The sequence below is a fragment of the Streptomyces ambofaciens ATCC 23877 genome (assembly GCF_001267885.1).
Taxonomy (GTDB): Bacteria; Actinomycetota; Actinomycetes; order Streptomycetales; family Streptomycetaceae; genus Streptomyces; species Streptomyces ambofaciens.
This window is the reverse complement of record NZ_CP012382.1, coordinates 7,413,924-7,431,139: the sequence shown is the minus strand read 5'-3', so window position 1 is coordinate 7,431,139 and position 17,216 is coordinate 7,413,924. Positions and strand designations below refer to the sequence as shown.

The 17,216-nt window shown below is 74.2% G+C and carries 16 protein-coding genes; 14 read left to right on the top strand and 2 right to left on the bottom strand.

Annotated elements, in window-relative coordinates; all coding sequences use genetic code 11:
* Positions 1–17 precede the first annotated feature (17 nt).
* The 12 genes from SAM23877_RS32705 (at position 18) to SAM23877_RS32650 (ending at position 12,132) form a co-directional block, all read left to right on the top strand.
* Positions 18–413, top strand: a complete 396-nt coding sequence (locus SAM23877_RS32705) for a gas vesicle protein (RefSeq protein ID WP_053141084.1) — start codon at positions 18–20, stop codon at positions 411–413.
* Complete coding sequence (locus SAM23877_RS32700; protein WP_079030574.1) at positions 410–1,330, top strand: GvpL/GvpF family gas vesicle protein; 921 nt, start codon at positions 410–412, stop codon at positions 1,328–1,330. The genes SAM23877_RS32705 and SAM23877_RS32700 overlap by 4 nt, the downstream gene beginning before the upstream one ends.
* Complete coding sequence (locus SAM23877_RS32695; RefSeq protein WP_244903037.1) at positions 1,327–1,575, top strand: gas vesicle protein; 249 nt, start codon at positions 1,327–1,329, stop codon at positions 1,573–1,575. Before SAM23877_RS32700 ends, SAM23877_RS32695 begins: the two co-directional genes overlap by 4 nt.
* The gene (locus SAM23877_RS32690) at positions 1,572–1,865 is read left to right on the top strand and encodes a gas vesicle protein K (RefSeq protein ID WP_053141082.1); all 294 of its coding nucleotides are present in this window, start codon (positions 1,572–1,574) and stop codon (positions 1,863–1,865) included. The genes SAM23877_RS32695 and SAM23877_RS32690 overlap by 4 nt, the downstream gene beginning before the upstream one ends.
* A gap of 88 nt (positions 1,866–1,953) precedes the next feature.
* Complete coding sequence (locus tag SAM23877_RS32685; protein ID WP_053141080.1) at positions 1,954–3,045, top strand: substrate-binding domain-containing protein; 1,092 nt, start codon at positions 1,954–1,956, stop codon at positions 3,043–3,045.
* Between the two features lie 126 nt (positions 3,046–3,171).
* The gene (locus SAM23877_RS32680; protein ID WP_053141077.1) at positions 3,172–4,506 is read left to right on the top strand and encodes an ABC transporter substrate-binding protein; all 1,335 of its coding nucleotides are present in this window, start codon (positions 3,172–3,174) and stop codon (positions 4,504–4,506) included.
* 25 nt (positions 4,507–4,531) lie between these two features.
* Positions 4,532–5,518 carry a carbohydrate ABC transporter permease gene (locus SAM23877_RS32675; RefSeq protein ID WP_053141075.1) on the top strand — a complete coding sequence of 329 codons (987 nt, stop codon included), beginning with the start codon at positions 4,532–4,534 and terminating at the stop codon, positions 5,516–5,518.
* Positions 5,515–6,378 (top strand): carbohydrate ABC transporter permease, encoded by an 864-nt coding sequence (locus SAM23877_RS32670; protein ID WP_053141073.1) that lies wholly within the window; start codon positions 5,515–5,517, stop codon positions 6,376–6,378. The genes SAM23877_RS32675 and SAM23877_RS32670 overlap by 4 nt, the downstream gene beginning before the upstream one ends.
* A 56-nt stretch (positions 6,379–6,434) precedes the next feature.
* Positions 6,435–7,415, top strand: a complete 981-nt coding sequence (locus tag SAM23877_RS32665; RefSeq protein WP_053143083.1) for a hydroxyacid dehydrogenase — start codon at positions 6,435–6,437, stop codon at positions 7,413–7,415.
* Positions 7,412–9,310 (top strand): DUF2264 domain-containing protein, encoded by a 1,899-nt coding sequence (locus SAM23877_RS32660; RefSeq protein ID WP_053141071.1) that lies wholly within the window; start codon positions 7,412–7,414, stop codon positions 9,308–9,310. Before SAM23877_RS32665 ends, SAM23877_RS32660 begins: the two co-directional genes overlap by 4 nt.
* Positions 9,311–9,461: 151 nt before the next feature.
* Entirely contained in the window at positions 9,462–9,716 is a 255-nt protein-coding gene (locus SAM23877_RS32655; RefSeq protein ID WP_053141068.1) for a hypothetical protein, read from the top strand.
* 136 nt (positions 9,717–9,852) lie between these two features.
* Positions 9,853–12,132 carry a catalase gene (locus SAM23877_RS32650; protein ID WP_053141066.1) on the top strand — a complete coding sequence of 760 codons (2,280 nt, stop codon included), beginning with the start codon at positions 9,853–9,855 and terminating at the stop codon, positions 12,130–12,132.
* Between the two features lie 173 nt (positions 12,133–12,305).
* On the opposite strand, the gene SAM23877_RS32645 is transcribed toward SAM23877_RS32650, so the two are convergent.
* Entirely contained in the window at positions 12,306–13,190 is an 885-nt protein-coding gene (locus SAM23877_RS32645) for a diacylglycerol kinase family protein (protein WP_053141064.1), read from the bottom strand.
* A 154-nt stretch (positions 13,191–13,344) separates the two neighbouring features.
* Positions 13,345–14,940, bottom strand: a complete 1,596-nt coding sequence (locus SAM23877_RS32640) for an FAD-binding oxidoreductase (protein ID WP_053141062.1) — start codon at positions 14,938–14,940, stop codon at positions 13,345–13,347.
* 70 nt (positions 14,941–15,010) lie between these two features.
* Between SAM23877_RS32640 and SAM23877_RS32635 the strand changes: the two genes are divergently transcribed.
* Both SAM23877_RS32635 and SAM23877_RS32630 read left to right on the top strand, forming a co-directional pair.
* Positions 15,011–15,628 (top strand): TetR/AcrR family transcriptional regulator, encoded by a 618-nt coding sequence (locus SAM23877_RS32635; protein WP_053141060.1) that lies wholly within the window; start codon positions 15,011–15,013, stop codon positions 15,626–15,628.
* Positions 15,625–17,208 carry a glycerol-3-phosphate dehydrogenase/oxidase gene (locus SAM23877_RS32630; protein WP_053141058.1) on the top strand — a complete coding sequence of 528 codons (1,584 nt, stop codon included), beginning with the start codon at positions 15,625–15,627 and terminating at the stop codon, positions 17,206–17,208. The genes SAM23877_RS32635 and SAM23877_RS32630 overlap by 4 nt, the downstream gene beginning before the upstream one ends.
* The last annotated feature ends 8 nt before the right edge of the window (positions 17,209–17,216 follow it).

Below are 17,216 nucleotides of genomic sequence, written 5' to 3'. Positions count from 1 at the left end.
CACCCGGGGAGCACGCAGTGACCGACCTCGACCACCGCTTCGCGGGCCCGGACGCCCAGCCCTACGCGCCCGTCACCGGCAACCTCGCCGACCTGCTCGAACGCGTCCTGGACAAGGGCATCGTCATCGCGGGCGACATCAAGATCGACCTCCTGGACATCGAGTTGCTCACCATCCGGCTGCGGCTGTTCATCGCCTCGGTGGACACCGCCAAGAAGGCGGGCATCGACTGGTGGGAGACCGATCCGGCGCTGTCGTCCCGGGCCGCGCGGGACGCGCTCGCCGAGGAGAACGCGCGGTTGCGGGCCCGGCTCGACGCCCTGGAGGAATCGCTGGAGGACTCGGAAGGTTCGCGGGCCTCGCAGGGCTCACTCGCGGGCGCGCCCGAGGAGACGGTGGGGGCCGCCCGGTGAGCACGGTCCCGGTCAGGCCGGCCGCCCCGGCCCTCGTCTGCGTCTTCGCCGTCACCCGCACCCCGCCGGACGACGCCGCGCTGGCCGCGACGACCGGTCACGAGGAGGGCGGTCCGCTGCGCGTCCTGCGCGCGGACGGCCTCTGCCTGGTCGTCCAGGACGTGCCGGCCGCGCTGTTCGACGAGCAGGCGCTGGCGGAACGGCTCAACCGGCCCGGTGATCTGGAGCGATGCGCCCGCGCCCACCACCGCGGCGTGGAGGCCGCGGGCGGGCAGGGCCGCGCCGTCGTGCCGCTGCCGATGGCGACGCTGTACCGGAGCGACCGGACCGCGCAGCAGGCCTTCGCCCCCCGGAGGGCGGTCCTGGACGCGCTGCTCGACCGGCTCCGGGACCGTACCGAGTGGGCGGTGAAGGTGCACGCCGCCGAGCAGGCGGCACCCGCCGCCACGCCGGCCGGTAGGGGTACCGACGCCGGCCCCCGCCCCGGCCGTGCCGCGGGCGGCCGTGCCTACCTCAGCCGGGCCAGCGCGCGACGGCGCGGCCGGGAGGACGCGCACGAGAAGGCCCGGGCGGCGGCGGAGGCGGTGGACGCGGAACTGCGGCGGTACGCGGTCGCCGCGACCCGGCACCGACCGCAGAGCGAACGGCTGACGGGCCGCCGCGCCCCGCAACTGCTCAACGCGGCCTACCTCGTGGCGGACGCGGACAGCGCCGCCTTCACCCGCGCCCTGTCCGCACTCACCGCGGACAGCCCGGACGCCGACGTGCGGGTCGAGGCGTCGGGCCCGTGGATCCCGTACTCCTTCGCCCGCTGGGACGAGGAACCGGACCCCGCGGAACCGCAGCCCGTGCGGCACGAGGCCGCACAGCCGGCGCCCGTGAAGCCGGCGCCCGTGGAGCAGGAGGCCCGCGCATGACCGGCCCGGACCCCCGTACGCCTGGCCCGGCGCCCGTGCCCTGGGGCGGCCCGGAGCCGTACGCACCGGTCGGCGTGCCCCTGGTCGACCTCCTGGACCGGGTGCTGGCGACCGGTGTCGTGGTGAGCGGGGACCTGGTCCTGGCCATCGCGGACGTGCCGCTGGTGCGGATCTCGCTGCACGCCCTGCTGTCGTCGGTGAACGAACGGATGCCCGCCCCCTGGCCGGACAGCGGGCCGCTGTGACGGCGCCCCGGGCCCACGCCCTCGATCTGGACCCCGAGCGGGTCACCAACGACCTGGCCGCCCTGGTCCTCACCGTGGTGGAGCTGCTGCGCCAGCTCATGGAGCGCCAGGCCGTGCGCCGCTTCGACGAGGGCACCCTGGACGCGGACCAGGAGGACCGGCTCGGCACGGCGCTCATGCTGCTCGACGAGCGCATGGACGACCTGTGCGCGCAGCACGGCCTGAGCCGCAGCGACCTGAATCTCGACCTGGGTCCGCTGGGCACCCTCCTGGCGGACCCCGAGCCCTAGGGGGCCGCCGACCGGTCCGCGTCTGAGAGGAGCGATCGCTATGATGACGGCGAATCGCTCAAACGAACATTCTCGGGTGGGGAGACTGATGCGGGAGCCGGTCGATCTCAGGCGTCAGCGGATCCTGGCGGCGGTGCGGGCGCGGGGCACCGCGCGAGTGCGTGATCTCGCCGAGGAGTTGCAGGTCTCCGTGGTGACCGTGCGCCGTGACGTGGAGGAACTGACGCGCGAGGGCAGGCTCCGCCGCGGGCACGGCGTCGTCCGCTCGACGGTGCCCGCGGAGGAGGAGCCCGCCGGCGGAGGCGCGGCGGCCGGGGACCGGGTGGCCGTGGTGGTGCCCGTGCGGCACTCGTATCTGAACGAGACCCTGCACGGCGCCCGCACGGTCCTGGAGGAGGCCGGGCTGCGCCTGGCCCTGCATCTCGCGCCGCAGGCCTCGGGTGCCGAACGGCCGCTGGTGGAGCGGGCCCTGGCGGAGGGTGCGGACGGGCTGCTGATCGCCCCGCGCTGGCGCGGCCGGGCCGAGGAGGAGGCCGACCACGAGTGGCTCGCCGCGCTCGCGGTGCCGACGGTGCTGATGGAGCGCCGCCCGTGGCGCGGCAGCGCCCTGCACGCCCTGGACTCGGTGTGCTCCGACCACTGGTACGGCGCGCATCTGGCCGTGGAGCACCTGGTGGGGCTCGGTCACCGGCGCATCGTGTTCGCCACGCGCCACGACAGCCCCACCGCGCGTTCGCTGCGCGCCGCCTTCACCGAGATCGCCGGGGCGCATCCGCTGGTGGAGCGGTGGGCCTGGACGCTCATCGCGCCGGAGGCCGGGGCCGACGGGCCCTACACGGCGGACGAGACGGCCGAGTTGCCCGCCCTGATGCGCAAGGTCGGGGCGACCGCCATGGTGCTGCACGGCGACGTGGACGCGTTGATGGTCGTCCAGCGTCTGGCGGAGGAGGCGATACGGGTGCCGGAGGACTGCTCGGTCGTGGCGTACGACGACGTCGTGGCCGGACTGGGCTCGCCGCCGCTGACGGCCGTGTCGCCGCCGAAGACCGAGGTCGGGCGCATGGCCGCCGAACTGCTGCTCCAGCGGCTGACGGAGGCGCCGGGGGCCAGGCCGGGCCGGCGGGTGGAGCTGCTGCCGCGGCTGAGGGTGCGGGGATCGACGGCCGGTCCGGCCGAATGAGCGTTTGAGCGTTTCATTTTCTTCTGATCGATCTATTGACCGTTTGAGTCAGGGCGTTCAGGATTCCCGTGTCCCGAACAGCCGTGTCCGCACCCCCGCGGACCCGCAGGAGCCGCGGGAGGCGCCATGCCCGGACGACCACCCAGCCGTCGGTCCGTACTCGCCGCGATGGCGGCCGTACCCCTGACAGGCGCCGTGAGCGCCTGCAGCGGGGGGAACGGCGCCTCGTCGGCCCGCACGGGCACCACCACGCGCATCACCTTCTGGTCCGCCCTGCGCGGCAGCCAGGAGGTGGTCGACGCCTTCAACCGCACGCACCGCACCGTCCAGGTGGAGTTCCAGCAGATCCCCTCCGGTGGGCAGGGCGGTTACGCCAAGCTCAGCAACGCCGCCCGGGCCGGCAACGCGCCGGACGTCGCCACCATCGAGTATCCGCAGGTGCCGGGGTACGCCATCGACGGCGTCGCCCGCGACCTCACCGACCTGGTCAGCGACCGCCTGCGCCGCAGTCTGCTCCCCCAGGCGCTCGGGCTGACCACCTTCCAGGGCCGGGTGTACAGCGTGCCGCTGGACGTCGAGCCCATGGTCATGCACTACCGCGCCGACCTGTTCGAGCACTACGGACTGCGGCCCGCGCGCACCTGGGACGAGTTCGCCGAGCAGGCCGCGACCGTGCGCCGCAAGGCGCCCGACCGTCGGCTGGTGCTGTTCCCCACCGACGGGATGACCCAGTTCGCCTGCTACGCCTGGCAGGCGGGCGCCCAGTGGTTCGACACCTCGAAGGGCGCCTGGAACGTCTCCCTCGCCGACGCGCCGTCCAGACGGGTCGCGGAGTACTGGCAGCGGCTCATCGACCGGGACGACGTCTTCATGAACGCCGTCGAGAGCAGGCAGTCCGACGCGCAGATCGGCAACGGACTCGTCCTCACCCGGCTCAGCGGCGCCTGGGACGCGGGCGCGCAGATGAACGCGCGCCCCGGCCAGAAGGGCCAGTGGCGGATCGCGCCGCTGCCGCAGTGGGACACCCGCGCCCCGTCCGCCGGCACGCACGGCGGCTCGACCTTCGCGGTCACCGAGGACAGCCGCCACCCGGAGGCCGCGATGGAGTTCATCGAGTGGCAGGTCTCCCACCCCGACGCCCTGCGCGCCCGCCTCTCCAGCGGCACCAGCAGCCAGTACCCGGCCGCTCCGGGCCTGGTCTCCGTGGGCCGCGACGCCTTCGACCGGTCGTACTACGGCGGGCAGGACATCTACACGCTGTTCGAGCGGGAGGCGGGGAAGATCGGCGAGAACTGGACGTGGGGTCCGCGGATGAGCGCGACCCAGAAGGTCATGCAGGACTCCTTCGCCCGCGTCGGCGGCGGTCAGGGAAGCCTCGTCGAGTCCCTGCGCACCGCCCAGGAGGGCACCATGCCCGACCTCGAGGCTCTCGGCCTGTCCACCACCCAGCACAGCACCTGAGCCGACGAAAGGCAGGTGACACCCCATGACCACGACCACCCACCCACGGGTGCCGGCCGGCGCGTCCCACGCCACCGTTCCGGCGCCCTCCGCCTCCGGGCTGCGCGCCCGAAGAGCGGCGAAGCGCCGGCAACTGGCCGCCTGCGGCGTCCTCATGACGCCCTTCTTCGTCCTGCTGGCCACCGTCTTCCTGATCCCCGTCGGCACGGCCGTGTACCTCAGCTTCTTCAGTGACGACCAGCCCGGCCTCGGATTCGGGCCCGAACGCACACTCTTCGTCGGGCTGCGCTCCTACACGGCCGTCCTCACCGACCCGACCTTCCTCGGCGGACTCGGCACGGTCGCGCTGTACTGCCTGCTCTACATCCCGCTGATGGTCGCCCTCGCCCTCGTCCTCGCCCTGCTGCTGGACTCCGGCGTGGTCCGGCTGCGCGCCTTCGCCCAGCTCGGCCTGTTCCTGCCGCACGCGGTGCCCGGCATCATCGCGGCGCTGATCTGGCTGTACCTGTACACGCCGGGCATCAGCCCGATCATCGAACTCTTCGCCCAGGGCGACATCACGATCGACTTCCTGGGCGTGCACACGGTGATCCCGTCCATCGTCAACATCGCCCTGTGGAGCAACCTCGGCTACAACATGGTGGTCTTCTACGCGGCGCTCCAGGCCGTGCCGCGCGAGGTGATCGAGGCGTCCGTCGTGGACGGCGCGGGGCCCGTGCGCACGGCGCTCCAGGTGAAGACCCCGCTGGTACGGGCCTCCATCGTCATGGTGTCGATCTTCACCCTGATCTGGGCCCTCCAGCTCTTCACCGAGCCGATGCTGCTCAGCCAGTCCTCCCCGATGATCAACTCCCGGTTCTCGCCGAGCATGTACATCTACGACGCGGCCTTCACCCGCAACAACTACAGCCTCGCCGCGGCCGCCTCGGTGGTCCTGCTCGTCTGCACCATCGCCCTGTCCTACGGCGTCACCCGCTTCACCAGCCGCGCCGACGCCGAGGAGGCCCGATGAGCACCACCGACACCTCCCGGCCGCGCTCGGGACTGCTGGGCCGGGCGACGGTCAACGCGGTCGTCGCGATCTCCGTCCTGTACACGCTGCTGCCGGTGCTCTGGCTGGTGCTCGCCTCCACCAAGACCCGGGACGCGCTGTTCGGCAGCGACCTGCTGTCCATGAGCGACTTCTCCTTCGGACGGAATCTCACGGACCTCTTCGCCATGGACGGCGGGCTCTACGGCCGCTGGTACGTCAACAGCCTGCTGTACGCGGTGGTGGGCGCGGCGGTCGGCGCCCTGGTGAGCGTGGCCTGCGGCTACGCCTTCGACAAGTACCGCTTCCGGCACAAGGAGAAGCTCTTCGGCCTGGTCCTGGCCGCCGTCATGGTGCCGCAGACGGTGCTCGCGCTGCCGCTGTACCTGATGGCGTCCGAGGCCGGCCTGGTCAACACCTTCTGGGCGGTGTTCATCCCGGTGCTGTTCAACCCGTTCGGCGTCTACCTCGGCCGGATCTTCGCGCGGGGCTATGTGCCCGACGAGGTGCTGGAGGCGGCGCGCGTGGACGGCGCGGGCGAGCTGACGACGTACGCCCGGGTGGCGCTCAGGATGCTCGGCCCCGGTCTGGTCACCGTCTTCCTCTTCCAGCTGACCGCGATCTGGAACAACTTCTTCCTGCCCATGGTGATGCTGTCCGACCAGGACCTGTATCCCGTCAGCCTCGGGCTCTACCAGTGGAACAGCGCGGCCTCCGTGTCGCCGGAGTACTACCCCGTGGTGATCATGGGTTCGCTGCTCGCCGTCCTTCCGCTCATCCTCGCCTTCGTGCTGCTCCAGCGTTTCTGGCGCAGCGGCCTGACCGCCGGAGCCGTCAAGTGACCCCGCATGTCCCGGACTCCCCCGCCCGCGGACCCCGGCCCCGTGCCGCCGTGGCCATGTCCCCGGACGCCGCCTCGGCCGTCCTCGACCCGCAGTCCCTCGGCGCGTTCCGCCGGGTCTGCGACCTCGCGCCGCTCCCGGTGCTGGACGACCTGTCCACACCGCGGGCCCGGTCCGTGCTGGCCGACGTCGACCTGCTGATCACCGGCTGGGGATGTCCGCCGCTGGACGCGGACGTGCTGCGGGCGGCGCCCCGGCTGCGGGCCGTCGTGCACACGGCGGGCAGTGTCCGCGGGCATGTCACCGACGCGTGCTGGGAGCGGGGGATCGAGGTCTCCTCGGCCGCCGCCGCCAACGCGCTGCCGGTGGCCGAGTACACCCTCGCCATGATCCTCCTCACCGGCAAGCGGGTGTTCGAGCGCGCCCGCGACTACCGGATGTCCCGGACGCGCGGCAACTGGCTGCGCACCCCGCGCAGCGTCGGCAACCACCGCCGCACGGTGGGCATCCTGTCGGCCTCGCTGATCGGCCGCCGGGTCGTCGAACTGCTGCGACCGCACGACTTCGAGATCCTCCTGCACGATCCGTTCGTGAGTGACGAGGAGGCCGCCGGACTCGGTGTCGAACGCGTCGAGCTGCCCGAGCTGTTCGGCCGCTGCGACACCGTCAGCGTGCACACCCCGCTGCTGCCCACGACCCGCGGTCTGGTCGGCCGCCCGCTGATCGACGCGATGCCGGCCGACGCGGTGCTGATCAACACCTCGCGCGGGGCGGTCGTCGACCAGGACGCGCTCACCGACGCCCTCCGGGCGGGCCGGATCCGGGCGGTGCTGGACGTCACCGATCCCGAGGCGCTGCCGGCGGACCATCCGCTGTGGGACTGCGACAACGCGCTGATCACCCCGCACCTGGCCGGCTCCGAGGGCAACGAATGGCGCCGCCTGGCCGACCTCGCGCTCGCCGAGACGACCCGCTGGGCCTCCGGTGCCGGTTTCCTCCACCCCGTACGACGCGAAAGGCTGGCGTTCCTGGCATGAGCATCCCGTTCGAACTGCCCACCGACGACCGGGTGCTGAGCCCGTACACCGGTTACACCCGCGCCCACTGGGAGGCCGTGGCGGACGGGCTCCTGTGGGCGGCCTGGCGCTGGAGCACCCCCGGGTGCGCCCTGCTCGACCTGCCGGGCAGGCCCTCGCGGTCGGGAGCCCGTTCCGACGGTCTGGAGGGCTTCGCCCGGACGTTCCTCGCGGCGGCCTTCCGCGTCGCGGGTGCCGACGGCGACGACCCGCACGGCTGGCTGGAGCGGTACGCGCGCGGTCTGGCGTCGGGCACCCGCTCCCCCGGCCGCGACGACACCGAGTCCTGGCCGCTGATCCTCGACCACGACGTGCAGGGCCAGCCCATGGTCGAGTCGGCGTCGGTCGCACTCGGGCTGCGGCTGACCGCGCCCTGGCTGTGGAAGCACCTCGACGCGGGGGTACAGGACCGGGTGGAGGAGTGGCTGCGGGGGGCACTGCGGCACGTTCCGGCGCCGAACAACTGGTACCTGTTCCCGTACACGGTCGCCGGGTTCCTGGAGTCCGTCGGCCGCGGCGACGGCGAGACGGCCGCGGCCCGGGAGCGGGCGCTGGAGTTGATGGAGGGCTGGTATCAGGGCGAGGGCTGGTACGCCGACGGCGACGGCCGCGCCTTCGACCACTACAACGGCTGGGCGCTGCACCTCTACCCGGTGCTCGACGCCCATCTCGCGGGCGACACCGGTCAGGCCGCCTCCCGTCACGGGGAACGGCTGCGCACGCACCTCGACGGCTTCGCGGCGATGTTCGGCGCGGACGGCGCGCCGCTGCACTTCGGCCGCTCGCTCACGTACCGGTTCGCCGCCTCCGCCGCCGTGGGCCTGGGTGCGGTCACCGGGCACACGCCACTGACGCCGGGCACCTCCCGGCGGCTGGCCAGCGGCAGTCTGCGGTACTTCCTGGAGCGGGACGCGCTGACCGACGACGGGCTGCTCAGCCTCGGCTGGCACGGCCCTCACGAGGCCACCCTGCAGCCGTACTCCGGGCCGGCCTCCCCGTACTGGGCGTCGAAGGCGTTCGTGTCGCTCCTCGCCCCCGCCGGTCATCCCCTGTGGACGGCCACGGAGGAAGCCGCTCCGGTGGAGGAGGCAGACCGGGTACTGGCCCTGCCCGCGCCCGGGTTGCTGGTGCAGTCGACGCGCGAGGACGGGATCGTACGGCTGCACAACCACGGCAGCGACCATGTCCGGCCGCACGAGGGCGAGTCGGCCGCCGAGGAGGACCCGCACTACGGGCGGCAGGCCTACTCCACCCGGACGGGCCCCACGGCGCCGGCGAACGTCGCGGACAACCACCTGTCGGTCCAGGTCGGCGGCCGACGCAGTGTGCGCCGCCGCATCCACCCGCTCGGGGCGGGGCAGGGAGACGGCTGGGGCTGGGCGGCTTCCTGGCACCGGCCGGTCTTCGCCGGCGGCCCCCCGATGGTGCCCGGCCTGCGGGTGGAGAGCGTGACGGTGGCGCGGGGACCGTACGAGCTGCGGGTGCACCGGGTGGTCGGGGCTCCGCCCGGCGCCCGCCTCACGCAGACCGGATGGGCCACCGGCCCCGACGAGCCCCTGGTGTCGGCGCTGCACGGCCTGCACGGCTGGCACCCCGGGTCCGAGACCGTCCGCGCCCCGCAGGGCACCGCCTACGCGCCGTGGGCCGAGCTGCCCCGGCTGTCCGGCGACGCGGGCGGCACCTCCCTGCACGCGTGCGTGGCAGCGCTCAGCGGTGAGCCGGGGCCCCTTCCCGCGGCGGAGGCCGTCACGGAGGTCACCGCCGACGGGGCCGGCGTGGAGGTCCTCTGGGCGGACGGTGGCGGGCGCACCCGGGTCTCGTTCGGACCGGTGCGGGTGACGCACACGGTGGGCTAGTCCCCGTCCGGCCCCGAGTCGGGGCGTCGCAGGGCGCATCGGGCCCCGACCGGCACCCCCGGCCGGGGCCTAGCCCGTGCGGGCGTCTGGGGTGGCGCGCCCCAGGGCGCCCGGTGACGCTGGTACGGCACCGGTGAGAAGGAGCTGTCCCATGCGCGAGTCGTCCTGGTCCGTGATCGCGGCCCTGACCCTGTCGGTACTGTGCGCCGCTCCGGCCGGGGCCGCTGCGCGCGCCGTCCAGGCCGATTCCGGCGCCCTTCGGGTCGCGCGCCTTCCGAGCGAGGTGACGGCGACCCAGTGCGTCCAGGGCGGCGGCGTGATCATTGTCTCGGTCGACGAGTCGGGGACGGGCACCTTCACGAAGCGCTGTCAGGGCGGGACCCACGACGGCGAGACCGTCCTCTGAGCCGACCGCCCTCCGGTCCTCGCGCCCATGCCTTGAGTCGCGCTCGCTGGGTACGCGGTCACCGCCCACCACGGCAGTCGGTACTCGAATGTGTGCGGCCGCGCGCAGCGGTCCGCCCGGAACGGAGAAAAGGCTGATGAGCGAGGCCAACCCCCTCAAGCGGGTAGCCCACAAGGTCACCGAGACCCTGCAGGGCGAGGGTGGCGGGCCGGCGGACGGTATCCCCGGCAAGCCGGGGCCCCAGTCGCCCCCCGTCGCCGAACCCACCGAACCGCGGGAGCCGCTTCCCCCGAAGCCGGACCAGAGCGGCCCGGACACCGTGTCGCCGACCGGCCAGCCCACGGGAGCCGACCAGGCCCGAGTGGCGCAGTCCGGGGCCTACCTGACGAACGCTCAGGGCACCAGGCTGTACGACACCGACCACTCGCTGAAGGCCGGTCCGCGCGGGCCCGTACTGCTGCAGGACCACCACCTGCGCGAGAAGATCATGCACTTCGACCACGAGCGCATCCCGGAGCGTGTGGTGCACGCCCGCGGCGCGGGTGCGCACGGCGTCTTCCAGAGCTACGGCACGGCGGCCTCCGTGACCAAGGCCGGGTTCCTCGCCGCGGACGTGGAGACGCCGGTGTTCGTGCGGTTCTCCACGGTGGTCGGCTCGCGGGGGTCGGCGGACACCGTCCGGGACACCCGCGGTTTCGCGACGAAGTTCTACACCAGTGAGGGCGTCTTCGACCTGGTCGGCAACAACATCCCGGTCTTCTTCATCCAGGACGCCATCAAATTCCCGGACGTGGTGCACGCCGCGAAGCCGCACCCCGACCGGGAGATCCCGCAGGCGCAGAGCGCGCACGACACCTTCTGGGACTTCGTCTCCCTGCACACCGAGGCGACCCACCACACCATCTTCTTCATGGGCGACCGCGGCATCCCGCGCTCCTACCGGATGATGGAGGGCTTCGGCGTCCACACCTTCCGGCTGGTCAACGCCGAGGGCGGCACGACGCTGGTGAAGTTCCACTGGAAGCCCAAGCTGGGCGTGCACTCGCTGGTGTGGGACGAGGCGCAGCTCATCAACGGCGTCGATCCGGACTTCCACCGCCGGGACCTCGCCGACGCCATCGAGGCGGGCGCCTACCCGCAGTGGGAGCTGGGCATCCAGACCTTCCCGGACACCCCGGACCAGACCTTCGAGGGCATCGACCTGCTGGACCCGACGAACCTGGTCCCCGAGGAGCTCGCGCCCGTACAGCCCATCGGGCTGCTGACGCTCAACCGCAACCCGTCGAACTTCTTCGCCGAGACCGAGCAGGTCGCCTTCCACGTCGGTCACCTGGTGCCCGGGATCGACGTCACCGACGACCCGCTGCTCGCCGGGCGGTTGTTCTCGTACCTGGACACGCAGATCACGCGCCTGGGCGGCCCCAACTTCCCGCAGCTGCCCATCAACCGGCCCCAGGCGCCGGTCAACGACATGCTGCGCGACGGCATGCACCAGACCGCCGTGCACCGCGGGGTGGCGCCCTACCGGCCCAACTCGCTCGACGGCGGCTGCCCGTTCACCGCCGGGGCCGACGCGGGCGCCTTCATGGAGGCGCCGGTCCGCATCCCGGAGGCGACCAAGGTGCGGGAGGCTCCGGAGTCGTTCGCCGACCACTTCAGCCAGCCCCGCCGCTTCTGGCTGAGCATGAGCCCGGTGGAGCGCGAGCACATCATCGGCGCCTACACCTTCGAGCTCGGCAAGTGCTACGAGCAGGCCATCAGGGAGCGGACGCTCCAGGTCCTGGCCAACATCGACCCCGAGCTGTGCGCGGGCGTCGCCGAGGGCCTCGGCCTGCCGGCCCCGCAGCCGACCGTGCCGCTGGCCGACGTCGAGCCCAGCCCGGCGCTGTCCCAGGTCGGCGGAGTCTGGCCGACCGAGGGCCGGGTCGTGGGCATCGTGACCGGCGGGGCCGATCTGGAGGGCGTCACGGCGGTGCGGGAGGCGGTGCTGAACGCGGGGATGGTGCCGCTGGTCGTGGCGCCGACCGGCGGCACCATCGGCTCGGGCGACGGGGCGCTGACCGTGCAGCGCAGCTATGTCACCGCCCGGTCCGTCGAGTTCGACGCCGTACTGCTGGCCGGGACGCCCGACATGGGCGGCGACGCCCACACCCCGCGGGACTACAAGGCGGCTCCGACCCCCGCGGTGCCGGGGACGATCGACCCGCGGGTGAGCCTGCTGGTGGCGGAGGCGTTCCGCCACGGCAAGGCGATCGGCGTCTGGGCGGGCGGCGAGGCCGCGCTCGACGCGTCGGGTGTGCCCGCCGACGCGCCCGGCGTGGTGGTCGCCGACTCCGGCACCGCGGCCCTGGAGCAGGTCACGCAGCTGATGGGCTCCCACCGGGTGTGGGAACGCTTCACCACCCCGCGAGGCTGATCCGCGCGTACGCCCGACGGGCCGGTCGCCGCTGTCGGCGGCCGGCCCGTCGGCATGCCGGGGACCGGAGGCGCGGGGGAACGGCGGCCGCGCGGGTCCGGACCGCCACCGCGCCACGCCGCCGACGCGCCGCCGTCGCGCGCACCACGCCAACGCGCCGTGCTCCGTTCCCGCTAAGGGGCCAGGACCCGCAGTGCGCCGGGCAGTACGCGGGCCGTGACGGGGAGAACGGCCTCGACCTCGCCGTCGGCGCCGTAGGGAACGGACCGGTCGGCCTCGATACGGACTTCACGGCCCCGCAGGACCCGGACCTGGGGCCTGCGGACGTGGGTGCCCGTCCCCAGTTCGTTCATGAGGGTGAAGAACAGCCGTCGCGGCGCCTCGTGGATCATCACGACCTCCAGCAGGCCGTCGTCCACCCGGGCGGAGGGGGCGATCAGGCGGTTGAAGCCGTAGTAGCCGGAGTTGGCGGCCACCACCGTGTAGCCGGTGAACGCGTGCTCCGCCCCGTCGACGGTGACCCGGTAACGCGTCGCGCGCCAGCCGGCCACGGCCCGCAGCGCGCCCGCGTAGTAGGAGGCCGTGCCGCGCAGCAGACGCGCGTTGTTGGCGTGGTGGTTGGCGAGCGCGTCGACACCGGCGTAGACGCTGCCGAGCACGACGGTGCGGTCGTGGACGGCCGAGGTGACCTCGATGGTGTCGACGGAGCGGGGCTCGCCGCGCAGCAGGAGCGCGGCGAGTTCGGACGGCCCGGTGGGCAGTTCCAGGGCGCGGGCGAAGTCGTTGCCGCGGCCGGCCGGGACCAGTCCGAGCAGGGCCCCGGTGCCGCTGAGGGCACCGCCGATCCCGCCGGCCATGCCGTCGCCGCCGACGGCGAGCACGACCCGGCCCCGCTGCCCGGCCCGCCGGGCGAGTTCCCGTGCGTGCGGGAGGCTGCGGCTGTACTCGGTCTCCAGCCCCGCGCCCGCCTCCCGCAGCAGCCGGGCCACCCCCAGCAGGGCGGCGGCCGAGGTGGCGCCGCCCGCGGTGGGGTTGACGACGGCGGTGAACTGTCGCATCTACGTGCCTCCGGGCTGACGGGTGGTGCCGGACTGTTGTCTCACGGGGCGGGGGCGCCCCGGTGGGTGGGGTGCCGGCGGCGTGGGCCGACGGCGTACGGCTCGGTGCGGGTCCCCCGCCGACCACGGCCGGGCGGCGGGGACGGGCCCCGGCTCAGTCCGCGGGCAGCAGCACCCCGGGGCTGAGCAGTCCGGCGGGGTCCAGGCTCCGCTTGACGGCCCGCAGCGCCTCGATCCCGAGGGCGCCCGCCTCCCGCGCGTACCAGTCGCGGTGGTCGGTGCCGACCCCGTGGTGGTGGGTGATGGTGCCGCCCGCGGCGAGGATCGCCTCGTTGGCCGCGTGCTTGGCCCGTGTCCAGTGCGCCACCGCGTCGTCCCCCTGCGCCGAGACGACGGTGAAGTACAACGAGGCACCGTTCTCGTAGACGTGCGAGATGTGGCACATCACCAGGGGCGGGGTGCCGGCGCCGGTGAGGGCGCCGGTGAGCGCGTCGCGGACGGCGGCGTACAGCGCGGGGACGCGGGACCAGTAGGTCGCCGTCTCCAGGGTCTCGGCGAGCGCCCCCGCCTCGAGCAGGGAGTCGCGCAGGTACGGGGCCGAGTAGCGGCCGTGGGCCCAGCGCTCCCCCGGTTCGGTGCCGACGAGGACGCCGCCGCAGGCGCGCAGCACGTCGGCGGCCCCCGCGCGGCGGTGCGTGGTGTCCTCCTCCGTGCCCTCGAAGCCGACGACCGCCAGGCACCCGGCGTCCTGCCGGGCGAGGGAGGCGCCGATGGCGTCGGGCTGGGCGAGGCCGATCAGCGTCTCGGTCTCGTCGGACAGCCGCAGCACCGTGGGGCGCGGTCCGTCCTGGGCGAGGCGGCGCAGGGCTGCGGCACCCTCCTCGAAGGAGGTGAAGCGCCAGCCCTCGTAGCGGCGGACCCGCGGCACGGGCCGCACCCGCACGGTGACCGAGGTGATGACGCCGAAGGCGCCCTCCGAGCCCATGACGAGCTGGCGCAGGTCGGGGCCGGCCGCCGAGCGCGGGGCGCGGCCGGTGTCGAGGGTGCCCGCGGGGGTGGCGAGCGTGAGACCCAGCACCATCTCGTCGAAGCGTCCGTAGCCGGCGGAGGCCTGGCCGCTGGAGCGGGTCGCGGCGAAGCCGCCGATGGTGGCCCACTCGTAGGACTGGGGGAAGTGGCCGAGCGTGTAGCCCCGCTCGGCGAGGAGCGCCTCGGCCTCGGGTGCGCGCAGACCCGGTTGCAGGGTGGCGGTGCGGGAGGTCTCGTCGAGGTCGAGCAGGCGGTTCATGCGGCGCAGGTCGAGGGCGACGAAGCCGCCGCGCCGGGTGGGGGCGAGGCCGCCGACGACGGAGGTGCCGCCGCCGAAGGGGACCAGCGCCAGACCGTGCGCGGCGCACGCCTCCAGTACGGCGAGCACCTCTTCGTGGGCGGCCGGGAGGACGACGGCGGCCGGCGTGTCTGCGGTGTCGCCGGCCCGCATCCGCAGCAGGTCGGGGGTGGACTTGCCGCGGGTGTGCCGGATGCGGGCCTCGGCGTCCGTACGCACGTGTCCGGGGCCGCCGACGGCGTCCTCCAGCGCACGGCGGGCGACCTCGTCCAGCGGCGAGGCGGGCACGTCGATCTCTTCCAGCGGTACGGCGGCCGCCTCGCGGGGCTGCACGCCGAGCAGCTCGCGCAGCAGCCCGGTCACCGTGTCGGGCAGTGGCGTCGCCCTGGCCGGGTCGCCCCAGCCGTTCCACAGCATGTCCATTGCCTGTCGTCCTCACGGTCGGTTCGGGGGATGCCGTCTGCGCGGCCTCACGGGCGTTACACTGTTACACATGACGCCTAACCGTCACAACAATGCGGGCCGACCGACCGCCTCGGACAACGACACGGTGCTGGACGCCGTGCGCGACTGCGTGCTCGCCGTCGGGGTCCGCCGCACGACGATGACCGACGTCGCCCGCCGCGCCGGCGTCTCCCGGATGACGCTCTACCGGCGCTGGCCCGACGTGCGGTCCCTGGTCGGCGACCTGATGACCCGGGAGTGGATCGCGGTGGCCACCGGGGCCATCCCCGCCCCCCGGCCCGGTGTCGGCACGCGCTCGCGCGTCGTCGAGGGCCTGGTGACCGGGATCGAGGCGTTCCGTGCCCACCCGCTCTTCCGCAAGATCGTCGACGTCGACCCCGAGCTGCTCCTGCCCTACGTCCTCGACCGGCGCGGAGCGAGCCAGGAGGCCCTGCTGGAGCTGCTGGCCGACGCGCTCGGCGAGGGTCATGCCGACGGGTCGGTGCGCCCGGCCCACCCTGGACGGCAGGCGCGCTCGGTGCTGCTGATCGTCCAGTCCTTCGCGCTGTCGCTGCGGACCATGACCGACGAGGACGACGCCGAGCTGACCTCCGCGGCCCTCCTCGCGGAGCTGCGCACCATCCTGGAGAGGACCCTCACGCCATGAGCCCGACCAGCAGCCCCGCCGCCGGGGCCTCCCTGTCGGCCGCACGCCGCTCGCGCGAGCTGACCGAGGCCGTCGGCGGCCCCCTCGTGGACGTCCTGGTCGTCGGGCTCGGCGCGACCGGCGCCGGCGTGGCCCTGGACGCCGCGGCCCGCGGTCTGAGCGTCGTCGCGGTGGACGCCCACGACCTGGCCTTCGGCACCTCCCGCTGGAGCTCCAAGCTCATCCACGGGGGCCTGCGCTACCTCGCCTCCGCCCAGCTCGACGTCGCGCACGAGAGCGCGGTGGAGCGCGGCGTGCTGATGGAGCGCACGGCCCCGCACCTGGTGCACGCCCAGCCGTTCGTGCTGCCGCTGACGCCCCTGGTCTCCCGCGGCCAGGCCGCACTGGCGTGGGCCGGGTTCCGGGCCGGGGACACGCTGCGCCTGGCGGCGCGCACGGCCCGGGCCACGCTGCCCGCGCCGCGCCGGCTCTCCGCGGTGGAGACCCGGCACCTCGCTCCGGCGCTCCGCTCCGACCGGCTGCGCGGCGGTCTGCTGTCCTGGGACGGACGGCTCACCGACGACGCCCGGCTGGTGACCGCCCTCGCCCGGACCGCCGCCGCGCGCGGCGCCCGCGTCCTGACCCGCGTCCGGGCGCTGGAGTTGACCGCGTCCGGTGCCCGGGTGCGCGACGAACTCACCGGCGAGGAGGGTGTCGTACGCGCCCGCGCGGTCGTCAACGCCTCGGGGGTGTGGGCCGGTGACCTCGTGGAGGGCATCCGCATCCGGCCCTCCCGCGGCACCCACCTCGTCCTGCGCTCCGACCGGATCGGCCCGCTCCCCGCGGGCCTGCACGTGCCCGTCCCCGGCGAGACCAACCGCTTCGTCCTCGTCCTGCCCCAGGGCGACGGCCGCGTCTACGTCGGGCTGACCGACGAGCCCGTCGAGGGGGACGTCCCGGACGTGCCCTCGGTACCCGAGAGCGACGTCGGCTTCCTGCTCGACGTGCTCGGCTCCGTACTGGACGTGCCCGTCCGGCGCGAGGACGTGGTGGGTGCCTTCGCGGGGCTGCGTCCGCTGCTGGACACCACCCCCGCGGACCGGCCCGGCGCCGGTCCCCGCACGGCGGACGTCTCGCGCCGGCACGCCGTGCTCACCTCGTCGGAGGGCGTGATCACCGTCGTCGGCGGCAAGCTCACCACCTACCGGCGCATGGCCGAGGACGCCGTGGACGCCGCCGTCGCCGCCCGCCGGCTCGGCGCCGGCCCCTCCCCCACCGCCGGCCTGCCCCTGGTCGGGGCCGCCGCGCCGCACGTCCTGGCCGGGCTCCGGGCGCCGCGCCGTCTGGTACGGCGCTACGGCACCGAGGCACTCGCCGTCCAGGCCCTCGCCGACGGGGACGCCCGGCTCGGCGAGCGGGTCCTGCCGGACCACCCCGTCACCGGCGCCGAGCTGCTCTGGGCGGTGCGTCACGAGGGCGCGCTCGACGAGGCCGACCTGCTGGACCGGCGCACCCGCATCGGGCTGGTGCCGCAGGACCGCGCCGAGGCGCTGGAGGCCGTACGCGATCTCGTCGGCCGGACCACGGCCGGCCGGGACTGAGCTGCGCC